This is a genomic window from Psychrobacter sp. ENNN9_III (assembly GCF_001462175.1).
Classification (GTDB): Bacteria; Pseudomonadota; Gammaproteobacteria; order Pseudomonadales; family Moraxellaceae; genus Psychrobacter.
Genome location: NZ_LNUO01000041.1, coordinates 1 through 12,418, shown reverse-complemented (window position 1 = coordinate 12,418; position 12,418 = coordinate 1). Strand labels below are relative to the sequence as shown.

8 protein-coding genes are annotated in these 12,418 nt (G+C 42.3%); 5 read left to right on the top strand and 3 right to left on the bottom strand.

From position 1 onward, the window contains the following. Positions 1 to 64: 64 nt before the first annotated feature. Positions 65 to 2,152, bottom strand: a complete 2,088-nt coding sequence (locus tag PENNN9_RS03315; RefSeq protein ID WP_058368321.1) for a catalase — start codon at positions 2,150 to 2,152, stop codon at positions 65 to 67. 428 nt (positions 2,153 to 2,580) lie between these two features. Here PENNN9_RS03315 and PENNN9_RS03310 point away from each other — a divergent pair, with 428 nt between their 5' ends. Together PENNN9_RS03310 and ppc are read left to right on the top strand one after the other, a co-directional pair. Then, the gene (locus PENNN9_RS03310; protein WP_058368320.1) at positions 2,581 to 3,387 is read left to right on the top strand and encodes a dienelactone hydrolase family protein; all 807 of its coding nucleotides are present in this window, start codon (positions 2,581 to 2,583) and stop codon (positions 3,385 to 3,387) included. 289 nt (positions 3,388 to 3,676) lie between these two features. After that, positions 3,677 to 6,457: a phosphoenolpyruvate carboxylase gene (gene ppc / locus PENNN9_RS03305; protein WP_058368319.1), complete on the top strand. Its 2,781-nt coding sequence runs from the start codon at positions 3,677 to 3,679 to the stop codon at positions 6,455 to 6,457. 38 nt (positions 6,458 to 6,495) lie between these two features. On the opposite strand, the gene PENNN9_RS03300 is transcribed toward ppc, so the two are convergent. After that, complete coding sequence (locus PENNN9_RS03300) at positions 6,496 to 7,152, bottom strand: DUF938 domain-containing protein (RefSeq protein WP_227511705.1); 657 nt, start codon at positions 7,150 to 7,152, stop codon at positions 6,496 to 6,498. Between the two features lie 81 nt (positions 7,153 to 7,233). Further along, positions 7,234 to 7,698, bottom strand: coding sequence for a flavodoxin family protein (locus PENNN9_RS03295; RefSeq protein ID WP_058368318.1), 465 nt, complete (start codon positions 7,696 to 7,698; stop codon positions 7,234 to 7,236). A gap of 409 nt (positions 7,699 to 8,107) precedes the next feature. Between PENNN9_RS03295 and PENNN9_RS03290 the strand changes: the two genes are divergently transcribed. From PENNN9_RS03290 to PENNN9_RS03280, 3 genes are all read left to right on the top strand, one after another. Beyond that, positions 8,108 to 9,640 carry a hypothetical protein gene (locus PENNN9_RS03290; protein ID WP_058368317.1) on the top strand — a complete coding sequence of 511 codons (1,533 nt, stop codon included), beginning with the start codon at positions 8,108 to 8,110 and terminating at the stop codon, positions 9,638 to 9,640. Between the two features lie 76 nt (positions 9,641 to 9,716). Further along, positions 9,717 to 11,063 (top strand): DUF1501 domain-containing protein, encoded by a 1,347-nt coding sequence (locus PENNN9_RS03285; RefSeq protein ID WP_058368316.1) that lies wholly within the window; start codon positions 9,717 to 9,719, stop codon positions 11,061 to 11,063. 312 nt (positions 11,064 to 11,375) lie between these two features. After that, the gene (locus PENNN9_RS03280; RefSeq protein WP_058368315.1) at positions 11,376 to 12,401 is read left to right on the top strand and encodes a purine-nucleoside phosphorylase; all 1,026 of its coding nucleotides are present in this window, start codon (positions 11,376 to 11,378) and stop codon (positions 12,399 to 12,401) included. Positions 12,402 to 12,418: the final 17 nt, after the last annotated feature.

The following is a 12,418-nucleotide window of genomic DNA, read 5'->3' as shown; positions in this document are numbered from 1 at the left end:
TCAGCACATAGGCTGAGTTTAAGATAAAGCGTTTGAAGATTAAAACTTATATAGTATTAGTCAACTATGCAAGATCACGAACCTTTGGCTCACGCTCCCACAGACGCGACTTAGCGTTTTCGATAAAGGCATCTAAGTCAGCAAGTGGTGTGACAAAGCTGTCTTTTTCTACTGGTAGCTTGCTTAAGATGAATTCTTCAGTCGCTCCGCAATATGCAATTGCTTTACAATGCACATAAGCATCAGTAAACCAATCTAAGGTCGAGCTGTCTTTTGCTAGTTTCTTGGCTTGGTCTGGCATGATGATACTGACCACCGCATCAAAGAATACCGAAGGCGCACCTGCTACACGCTCTTCAGCTTGTATACGTGTGCCATCATCTAATTCCACCTCTTTACTCGGCGCAACGATTTTTACCATACCGCCTTGGGCATTGACAGCGTCTTCAAACTTTTTGATTTCGCTATGATTTGACCCTTTAGCAACTAAGATACCAACCAAACGTCCTTTTAAAGACTTAGGCGTACGGCCAATCGTCTGCAATGGCTCAGAGGTTGCCATATCTTGTACGGGAGCTGCAGCATCAGCAGGTTCTGGCAACTCCATACCTAAGGCAGTTGCCACGCGATTGGCCAAATCTTCATCGATATGTAACAGATGGCCAAGCATACGGGTACGTACATGAGGAGTATCTACTTTGCCAAGCTCAAATGCATAAGCCGTAGCAATATGCGCCTGCTCAGCTGGCGTTTGGCTGCGGTAGAACATACGCGGTTGACTATAATGGTCTGCAAAGCTCTCTGCGCGAATACGGCCTTTTACGCCATCATCCAACTGCTCATGGAATGACTCAAAACCTTTTTTAACACTTTCACGTGGACGCTCAGGATCTAAACTTTGTGGATCATAGAGGGTACGCGTCTTGGGCACCTGCATTTGCATATGACCATCTTGCTGGTTATTAGCAAATGGACATTTTGGTGCATTGACAGGAATTTGCGCAAAATTTGGTGAATTAAAACGGAACAATTGAGTGTCTAAATAACTAAACAGGCGTCCTTGTAGCAGAGGGGCATTACTATAATCAATACCAGGTACTACATGTGATGGACAAAATGCTACTTGCTCCGTTTCTGCAAAGAAGTTATCAGGGTTACGGTTCAAGACCATTTTACCGATAATTTTAACTGGCACTGTCTCTTCTGGAATCAGTTTGGTCGCGTCTAGATGATCAAATGGAAACTCATTGGCTTCTTCTTCAGTAAATAACTGAACACCAAGCTCCCACTCAAAATACATACCATTTTCAATCGCTTCATACATGTCACGGCGGTTATAATCAGGGTCAGCACCAGATATTTTTACAGCTTCATCCCAAATAAGCGACTGTACACCTGCTACTGGTTTCCAGTGGAAACGTACAAAGGTACTTTTACCGTCTTTATTTAGCAAACGGAAAGTATGGATACCAAAACCTTCCATCATGCTAAAGCTACGCGGGAGCGCTCGATCACTCATCAACCAGATGACATTGTGCATAGTTTCGGGGCTTAGTGACACAAAGTCCCAAAAAGTGTCATGCGCAGAAGCCGCTTGCGGAAACCCGCGATCTGGTTCTGGTTTTACCGCATGGATCAAATCTGGAAACTTAATGGCATCTTGAATAAAGAAGATCGGCATATTATTGCCAACTAAGTCCCAGTTCCCCTCTTCAGTATACATTTTTACTGAAAAACCACGAACATCACGCGGCGTATCTTTTGAGCCTTTATTACCAGCGACAGTCGAAAAACGAGTAAATACAGGCGTTTGCTTCCCTGTTTCTGTAAGAATTTTAGCGGTCGTGTATTCTTCTAACGATTCTGTCAATTCAAAATAACCGTGGGCAGCACTACCACGAGCATGTACCACGCGCTCAGGAATACGTTCATGATCAAAATGATTAATCTTTTCACGCAGTACAAAATCTTCTAACAATGATGGCCCACGCGCGCCAGCTTTTAGCGAATTTTGGTTATCAGAAATAGCAACACCTTGCTGCGTCGTTAAAACTTTACCGTCATCGTCTGCACGCTGGTGAGTTTCACCCCCGTTACCACGTTCAGTATTCATATTTTTAGCGGGGTCGGTATGATCTAGATTCTTCTTCATAATATATCCTAGCTAGTAAATAAAATAAGTCTGTTAAGACCCTTGATAAAGTGCTCACACAGTTTTTATATCCTTGAAGATAATGTTGACTTCATATGTCGTTCATTTTTCTGTGTTAATAGCACTACCGATTATTGATAAAACGAAAATAAATAACAGGTTTCCAAACTATATTACCCAAAAAATAAGTTGCTTATATGGTGAACCTTGTTGATATTTAGTTAAATTTCACACTTAATATAAACGAAAACTTTCACCTCTATGGCGGTATATATGCAAGATAAGAACGCATATAAATAATTGATTGTTGTAATGCCAATATTTTCTGGGGTATGCTTTTAGAAGGATTACTTACCAACGATAAATAACTGGACGTTGTATTTAGCCATCTATTTATCTTTTTTTAGCAAACTATAAGGCTATTTATCATGTCATTAACATCGTCTATCCTACCCAATTTTTTATCTAAACATCTTTATAACTCGTTGGTCGCTAGCACCTCGTTGGGCTTAATGATGCTTACGTTTGGCCAGACAGCAGCGGCCATTACCTCTACAGACATCACCTATAAGGTCGATGATAAACCTTATCAAGGCTATTACGCCAAAGCTGACAAGCCTAATGCGCCTTTTATCCTACTGATTCATGATTGGGACGGATTGACAGACTACGAGCGCAAACGCGCGGATATGCTGGCCGAACAAGGCTACAATGTGCTGGCTGCTGATATGTTTGGCACAGGTGTGCGCCCGACCGAAATGGAAGATAAGAAGCGTCTGACCTCAGCGCTGTACGACGATCGCAGTAAAATGCGTCGCTTGCTACAAGGCGCGTTAAATGCAGGACGACTCCAAGGTAATGATGTTCGCACAGGCGTGACGATGGGTTACTGTTTTGGTGGTACAGTCGCTTTAGAGCTTGCAAGATCAGGTTTTCCGCAAAAAGCGTTTGTGCCTTTTCATGGAGGGCTCGAAACTCCAAAGGGACAAAATTACGATAAAACGAATGGGGAGATTTTAGTTTTCCATGGTACAGCCGATGAGGCCGTACCATTTGAAGACTTCACTACTTTGGGAAAAAGTTTAGAAGCTAGCAAAGTACCCCATGAGATGATTACGTATAGCGGTGCAGTTCACGCTTTTACTGATTTTAATAACCCTGATAGATACAATGCGCGCGCAGATGAGCGCTCTTGGAAGCGCTATTTAGATTTTTTAGCAGAAGAATATCGATAGCGTTAGGTGCTATTATCAGTTAGAGTATAAGAGCAGCAATAAGACTGTTTGCTATCAAATATAAGCATCAATGCTTTTGCGCGGTATCAATGCTGTTTTAGCTCAACAGATTTTTTGCAACCATACTTTAAAAAAGGCGACTAATATATTTTACCTAAGACGGCTCGTAACTGTATTTACGAGCCGTCTTTATTCATCCGTCTAGGGCGTAGTGTTCGTTGAGTGAGGAAGATAGCCATATCTAAGCTCTATTGGATATATTCCCTAGTTATAGACAAGGAAGACAGTTATGTTATTAGATAACGACGTATTGCGTGCGCGCATTCGTTTATTAGGATCGTTTTTAGGTGAGGCCATTTCTCGCCAATCTGGCCAACAGACATTAGACACCATCGAGACCTTGCGCCAAGGTTTTATCCAAGAGCGCCGCGAGCATAACGACGGACAAAAAAAGCAACTTATCGAGCTCATCGCCTCGCTAGACAATCAAACACTAAAAAATGTCATTCGCGCGTTTTCTATTTACTTTTTTTTGGCAAACCTAACCGAAGAAAACTACTTACGTGAGCAGCGGCGAGTGATGCGCGCGGAGTCCAACCAAAGCTGGGAGGGCTCTTTTCGCCGCACTTTATCAGAATGCCGCGAGCGCCAGATCGAACCTGAACAAATCAAAGAACTCATTGATCAGCTAAAATTTATCCCCGTCTTTACCGCGCACCCTACCGAGGCGCGTCGCCGTACAACGATGAATATCCTGCAAACGCTATACGAGCACACCGATGCCATGGGTGCCTATCCTGAGGGTAGTCTCGCCTTTGAGCAAGCCAAACAAAAAACGTCAGAAACCATTGATCTACTGTGGTCATCAGATGAAGTGCGGACTCGTAAACCCTTGGTCTATGATGAAATCAATAACGGCCTGCATTATTTTGATGCCAGTCTTTTTACCGCTATACCGAAAGTCTATCGCAATATCAAAGACGCAATCGTAGAGATTTATCCTGAGCTTAGTGACTATGCGCTGCCCGCTTTTGTCAATTTTGGCTCTTGGATCGGCGGCGATAGAGATGGCAACCCCTTCGTCACTCATGAGACCACAGAAATGGCCGTGTTGATGCATGCCAATACCGTGCTGCGCCATTACCAAGTATTGATCCGAAAGCTGCGCCGCGAGCTCATTCATAGCGATAGTATCGTTACCATCGCGCCCGAGATTTATGAGCGCATCCAAGATTACAATGAGCTGGATCAGCAAGTGTTTTGTTATAACCCTGATGACTACAACCATGAGCCATACCGTAGATTGTTGTCGCTTATTCTTGCTAAAGTAAAAGCCACCAACCAACACATCCAAAGCCAAGGCACTGACGATAAAGCAGCAAAAGACGCGTACTTATCGCCGGCCGCACTGTTAGATGACTTACGCCTTATCCGAAAAAGCGTCAACACGCATGATAGCGCCCATGCCGAAGGGCTGCTACTAGATACCATCCGCTTGGTCAAAACCTGCGGCTTTCATCTGGCCGCGCTCGATATTCGCCAAGACTCAGGCTATCATGGCGAGGTCATTGCCGATATTTTTGCCAGTGCCTCCAACTTGCCCGATTACAAGGCGCTAAGCGAAGCAGAGCGCCAAGAGTGGCTAACCCGCCTACTACAAAAACCAGGCACGCCGCTGATTTATACCGATAATTTAAGCGAGCAAACCCGTGAGCAGCTGGCATTGATGCAGTCGGTGGCCAAACTGCGCAAACTGGTCGGCGACGATACCTTTGGCAGCTACGTGATCTCGATGACCAATAACGCCAGTCAACTACTAGAAGTGCTGCTGCTGATGCGTTTTGCTGGTTTATCTGGTATCGATGACGACGGACACTTATTTGCCGCTTTACCAGTAGCACCATTGTTTGAAACCATCGAAGACCTTAAAAACATTGATAAAATCATGCCAACGGTGCTGGATAACCCGCTGTATCGCGAGCTACTTGAGCACTCAGGCAATATTCAAGAGATTATGCTGGGCTACTCGGACTCTTCTAAAGACGGCGGCATCATCACCTCGGCTTGGCAGCTGTATAGCGCCCAGCAGACCATTACACGTATTGCCAACCAATATGGCATCAGCACCCGTCTGTTCCATGGCCGCGGCGGCTCTGTCAGTCGCGGCGGCGGCTCAACTCATCAGGCCATCGCCGCTCAGCCTGCTGGCACATTAAACGGACAAATCAAGTTTACCGAACAAGGCGAAGTGCTCTATGCCAAATACGCCAATCCAGATACAGCAGTGTTTGAGCTGACCATGGGCATCACAGGCGCACTAAAAGCCAGCTCGTCACGCTTTGTGGCGCAGCCAGCCCAGCTCGATAGCTATGAAGCACTGTTTGCGGATTTGGCCGATGCTGGTGAGCAGCAATATCGAGCACTGACGGATAATACAGAAGGCTTTTATCAGTTTTACTCCGAGGCCACGCCCGTACAAGAAATCTCTTTACTAAATATCGGCTCGCGCCCTGCCCACCGCAAAAAAGGCTTGCCAAGCAAATCGACCATTCGGGCGATACCTTGGGTGTTTGGCTGGTCATTGGCCCGCTTTACCCTTCCTGCATGGTATGGCGTGGGCACGGCATTAGAGAGTGTCAAACAAAACGAAGGATTGATGAAAGAGATGAATAAAAACTGGCCGTTTTTTAGCGCCTTTATCAGCAATATCGAAATGGCCTTTACCAAATCGGAGATGAATATCGCCCACGCCTACAGTCAGCTGTGTAAAGACGAGCACTTACGTGCGCAAGTCATGCAGGCTGTCGAGCACGAGCACGCGCTTACTCACTCTGGCCTAAACTCCCTGCTCGAGCAAACCTCATTATTGTCCACGCAGCAAGAGCTGGCAGCGTCTTTACAATGGCGCAATGCTTACTTAGACCCGATAAACTATATCCAAATCGAGCTACTCAAACGCATGCGCCAACCTGATGATAATGATACTAAAAGTACCGACAAACTGGCGGTAGAAGATCCCCTGATTCGCAGTATCAATGCCCTCGCGGCAGGACTACGTAATACTGGTTAGAACTTGATACTGATATTAAAACGCGAATAACCGCTGACTTAGTTAGCGGTTATTTTTTGAAAAACCAAAATTTGGTTGTTCGCTGGCATCTGATATTGAGTCATTAATGTTAAATGGTGAGTGTTGGCTAAAGCGATGATATCTTCTTTATGCCGGATACCGCTACCAGCATCACGCTGGCGCAAACTGAGATCAAACTGCTGGTTAATTGCACTGGTATAGCGTCCGTTTTCATTAAATGGCCCGTAAACAATCAGCTTGCCGTCTAACGGTAATGCTTCTCCGACCAACTCAAACAACCTCTCAACCAAAGGCCAAGCGATAATATGTAAGGTGTTAGCGGTAAATACAGCGTCATAAGGTTCGTTAGTATTAGTTTTTGGAATAGAATTTGTTAACAAATTAAAAGCCAACGGTGCATACAGGTTTGATGCGGGATAGGCATTATGCCAAGCTTGTATCACTTGATGACTATCAGTCACATCGCTGGTTTGCCATTGTAAGTGTGGCAATCTTGGTGCAAAGTAAACACTATGCTGTCCGGTACCTGAGCCGACTTCTAAGACATGAGTATGCTCTTGTAGCTCTTTTTGTAGCACGTTTAAGATAGGTGCTTTATTATTTTCACACGCTTGCGAAAATAGCGCTCCGGCTGGAGCAATCGATTGCGTATTATCTGAATCATTATTAAACACTACAGCCATCCTTATAATACTGTTTTCATCAAGCACAGATATCAATAACGAAGATAAGCAACAATAACCTACCACAACGACCTAATAAATACCTGCTTCAATGCCTGCCGCCAATGTCATTGCCAGCTCTTCGACTTGTTCAGTAAATTTATCTTGCCAATCACCTTGTAAAATCAGCGCTTCTTGTATCCATTCCCAGCGTAATCCTGTCGTAATCGTTTGCAGCGCCCGTTTGGTTCCTGTGCCATCTTGTCCCGCTCGAATATACAGCGCGAATGGCATGCCCTGCTTCTTCTCTAGCACTGGATAATAACAGCGATCAAAGAAATCCTTGGTCAGTCCTGCCATATACGCCAAGTTCTCAGTCGTGCCTAATAATAACGCATCAGCTGCGAGTACATCTTCAGGCTGCGTATTCTGGGGCGTCTTTAAGATGACATTGATATCTATATCAGAATGATTGGCACCATCGTAAGCCGCTTGCGCCAACTTCTTGGTGTTGGGTGATGGCGCATGCGCGACGATAAGTAAGGTTTTGGTAGCCATATTAATCACCTTTATAACAATTAATAGTCATTTTCTGAATAATATCACAACAGATAATTTTGGGAAAAGACACTCAATATCATTCTTATGGAATACTTTTTGCATAATAGCGCTCAAAGGTTGCTCAAGTTTTTATGCCTGTTATTGATAGTGGTTATATAGAATGATCTCATTACACTATTTTACATAGGTATAAGACTTATGCAAATGGACACAGTTTCAAAAACTCGATTACTACAATTTTCCAGTTGCTACAGGTTTTATAGAAATAAAGCTAGTCTATACTCACAATCGCGATACCAAAGTTAAAATTAAACGTTAACTTCTCAACATATGTAAAACGAAACCATATTGTAGTCCTACAAATTTGAGTAATTGAGCCAATTTGAGTTAAACAATCGGAGTATTTATGAGTATTAGCCAGAATCGATCTGCTAATGATAATTTATTAAATTTGAATACAGTTTCAGAAGGCAAAATGGTTAGAAGCGACGGTATCGTTGTTAATAATCGTGGTTGCGATATATCTGACTTTATTAAAGTAGAGCCAAATGCTAAATATAACATCTCTAGCGAACAACGCAGAGGTCGTGACACTTTTATTTATATTGCTTACTACGATAGCAATAGAGATTTTATCAAACGGGTATCTGCAAGAGACAGATATTCTAAAAGTATAACCGTTACTGCCCCTACAGATGCTCATTATGCGCGTCTCAATATGAATGGCGGCCCTGCCTATCAACACAAACGTATGTTTATAAAAGATGGCGAAGTACTGCCTCCTCAAAATTTTGAGGGCGTATATCCTGATCCTCATCAGGATACCATCTATTTTAAGAATAATTATAGTACGCCTGAAGAAGCGCTTGAGGATGCAGCTAGGCGTGGAGGCGCCAACATTATATTCCCAGATGGTAAATATGAAGTAGCTCTAAAACCTAGAGTACCTAATATTCGGCTGTTTGGTACGGGTGCAACTTACTTTTATGCTAAATCCAGATCAGCAGTGCTTGAAGTTCGCGAAAGAGGGAATGGCTTTCAAGCGACAGGCATTCATTTTAGAGGCCAAACTATAAAGCATGCTGACACTAACAGCCCATTGGCCACCTCTATCTATTGTATGTGGATATGGGGCAAAGATTGTAAGTTTAGCAACTTTACCTCTGAAGGAGCGATATACGACAGCTTATATATACGTGGCAATGGTGAAATGAACTTTGAAGCCAGTGATTTCAAAATAGGTCCATCTAACAGAAACTGTCTTACTATCGCATCAGGCTTTGGTATAACGCTTAAAAATGGCATTGTTCGGTTTAAAAAAAATACATATGTCTATTCTACAAACCCTAGCCGAAACGACCGTGAACCAACCTATGGCGGTTTATACCTTGCCGATATTGAACCACCTACCTCTTCTCTTCAATGGGGCAATGTATTATACGAAGACATTGAGTTTATCAATGCTAGCAACTCGTCTGGAGGACGTCAGATCATAATACAAGATAACAATCGTAATAATCGCAATTACTTTGATATTACTATCCGTAACTGTCTTATGATCAAAGAAGGTAATCATGATGGACATGCCCCATACATCAGGCTGACATCAAAATCTAAACAGAAAGCATTTAGAGGCATTACTGTTGAAGGTGGTACATATAACAACCGCGTCATTATGACATCAAAGTATGAAAAGTTACTTGAGGACTGTACGTTTCAGAATATTAAACTAGATAATACGATATCTTTTGGCTGGCTAATTACCCTTGGCGAAGATTGTATTGCTAGGCTAATTACCCTTGGCGAAGATTGTATTGCTAGAAATATTAATACTAAAACTAACATCAAAGTTGCAAGCTTTAAAGTTGATCCTTCAACCAATGATCCTTCAACCAATGTCATTGTCCAAAATGTCACAGGTAATAAAAATTATAGTTAATGCTATTTTTATTAGTAGTGATGCAGTTCAATGGTCTAGTACCCAATAAAGTAATAAAGATTATAGGAAAGTTATTGTGAATGAGTTATCAAGAAGAGCCTTTTTACAACGTTTAAGTTATTTAGCAGGTGCTGGTGTTGTTGCACCTATGGCTATGAGCTTATCAGCTAACAAAGCGAGAGCAGCAACAGCAGGCTCAGACTATAAAGCCTTGGTCTGTGTTCTATTAGACGGAGGTAATGATCAAGCCAATACTTTGATACCTATCGACACATCCAGTTATGCAACTTATCATAAGATACGTCAAGACATTGCATTAGATCGATCAAATGTACTACCTTTAATACCTACAACTCAGCTAGCTGGCGGTTTGAAATGGGGTTTTAACCCTAATCTTAAGCGCCTAAATAGCTTGTTTCACTTAAAAAAACTGGCAGTTTTACAAAACGTAGGATCTTTAGTGCAACCTACCTCAATGGATCAGTATAAGAATCGATCAGTAGCGTTACCTAGAGGCTTATTTGCTCACTATAATCAAAAACAAAACTGGCAAAGCACTGCGTCGGATTCTTTTAGAGAAGGCTGGGGCGGAAGAATTGGTGATGCAATCATAAAACAAAACTCTCATGGAGCGTTTTCTTGTATCAGTACTGATGATGATAATGTATTTCTAACAGGCGAAAAGACCAACCCATTGAAAGTTACCTCTGATGGTCTCAAAATTACTGGAGGTATTGAAGAAGGGTCATCAGTATCTGGTACGACGAACTTTTCAGAAGCACTAAGAAGTTTATTTACTTCGTCCGATGACAGTACAGTTGCAAATTCCACCAACGAATCAATGATGTTATCTGCTATCCAAGACGCAAAAACTATTTCAACTGAATTTTCAGCCGAAAATACATTAGCGCAACAGTTAAAAACAGTAGCATCACTTATCAAAGCACGAGATAAGCTGGGTGCCAAACGCCAAATATTCTTTGTGAAACTTAAAGGGTTCGACACACATAATGATCTACTTGGGCGACATGATACGTTGATGCGTCTACTTGATGATGCATTAGGAAGTTTTTATGAAGCTACTGAAGAGTTAGGTGTTTCTCAAAATGTTACCACTTTCACCATGTCAGAGTTCGGTCGAACTTTGAATAGCTATGGTAACGGATCAGAGCACGGCTGGGGAAGTCACCATTTCATTATGGGCGGCGCTGTAAAAGGTAGAGATTTTTATGGTCAAGCTCCAGAGATAGGTCTAAATACAGCCATTGATGTCGGTGAAGGTGCATGGTTACCTACGACATCTATCGATCAGTATTCAGCGACTTTGGCCAAATGGTTTGGCGTCTCAGATAATAATCTAACCATGGTAGCGCCGAATTTACATAAATTCAATAATCAAGATTTAGGCTTTATGTCTAGCTGATTAATTTTTAAAAAAGCATTTTATGAAAGGTGTTTGAACGTTATAACAGTAGTAAAGCTTGCCAGAATTCGGTTTTGGCAAGCGTTATAACAGTAGTAAAGCTTGCCAGAATTCAATTTTGGCAAGCTTTATCGTTTTAGGTTCGTTGTATTACCTTTATAATAAACAGTAGTAGTGCATACCGCCCTCTGCAGCCTATTTGCAGATTATGTTATTCTACGCAAAGTAAACTCTCCTAGTTTTAGCAGAAATTTTAGCTACTTCTAATCAAACAATTAACCTAGAACCCCATATTTCAAATAGGCATCAAACATGTTTATAAAAGAACGTTTTTTCTATTTATCCTTTTTTACTACCATGCTTATGTTCTGTAGTAGTGCGCAAGCTAAAACTCCTGAAGATGAGATCAAAGTAAAAGTATTTATCGCCGCGATGTTTGAAATTGGTGAAAACAGTGGCGATAAAGCCGGCGAATTTCAGCATTGGTATAATCAATATTTTGCAGATAGTAAGCCCATAAAAGTAAAAGGTGCTCATAGCCCAGTCTACTGTAACTCCGAAGGCGTCTGTGGGTCAGTATTAGGCATGGGTAAAGTAGGATCTTCAGCATCTATGCAAGCAATAACACTCTCTCCTAAATTTGACTTTACAAAGAGTTATTTCATTCTAAGTGGCGTCGCAGGCACACCACCTAGTAAAGGTACTATAGGAGATGTCAGCTGGGCTTCTTGGCTGGTGGATTATGACTTAGGTCACCGCTGGAAAGCAGAAGAAGGTAAAAAAGGCGCGCCTACTTTTACGCCGCGCAAAGGCTATGAGGATATTCGTCGCTATCAACTTAACCCTGAACTCCTAAACTGGAATCTACATTTGAGTGAGTCAGTTTCTTTAAAAGATTCAAAAGAAGCCAATGACTATCGAATGAGATACCCAAATGCTGAGGCAAGACGTAGTCCAGCTATAACGGTAGGCACTCATATGACAGGAGATACGTTTTTTCATGGTCCAGGCTTGTCAAAACAAGCTCAATATATCACTGAGCTGTATAATGCAGATGATTACGTGATCACTGAAATGGAAGCCGCTGCCATAGCGCAAGTACTAGATAGAACTGTAGGGACTGAACGTATAATGAGCTTACGTGGTGCGGTGAACTTTGATCAAGGTCATCCAAATGAGACTACCCTTCAACATCTAGATCCTGCTCCAGGAGAAACCGCTGGTGGCTTTTCAGAAACAGTGGAAAATATAGTATTAGTAGGATCAGAAACTGTCGATCATATCGTTGATAACTGGGATGTTTGGGAAGACGGTGTACCAAAATTTGAGCAAAAATAAGAACCAAGATTTAGGTT

Bases quoted from the DNA above. Each gene is read 5' to 3' on its own strand.
- ppc (WP_058368319.1), top strand. From the start codon at position 3,677: ATGTTATTAGATAACGACGTATTGCGTGCGCGCATTCGTTTATTAGGA.
- PENNN9_RS03280 (WP_058368315.1), top strand. From the start codon at position 11,376: ATGTTTATAAAAGAACGTTTTTTCTATTTATCCTTTTTTACTACCATG.
- PENNN9_RS03295 (WP_058368318.1), bottom strand. From the start codon at position 7,698: ATGGCTACCAAAACCTTACTTATCGTCGCGCATGCGCCATCACCCAAC.
- PENNN9_RS03290 (WP_058368317.1), top strand. From the start codon at position 8,108: ATGAGTATTAGCCAGAATCGATCTGCTAATGATAATTTATTAAATTTG.
- PENNN9_RS03310 (WP_058368320.1), top strand. From the start codon at position 2,581: ATGTCATTAACATCGTCTATCCTACCCAATTTTTTATCTAAACATCTT.
- PENNN9_RS03315 (WP_058368321.1), bottom strand. From the start codon at position 2,152: ATGAAGAAGAATCTAGATCATACCGACCCCGCTAAAAATATGAATACT.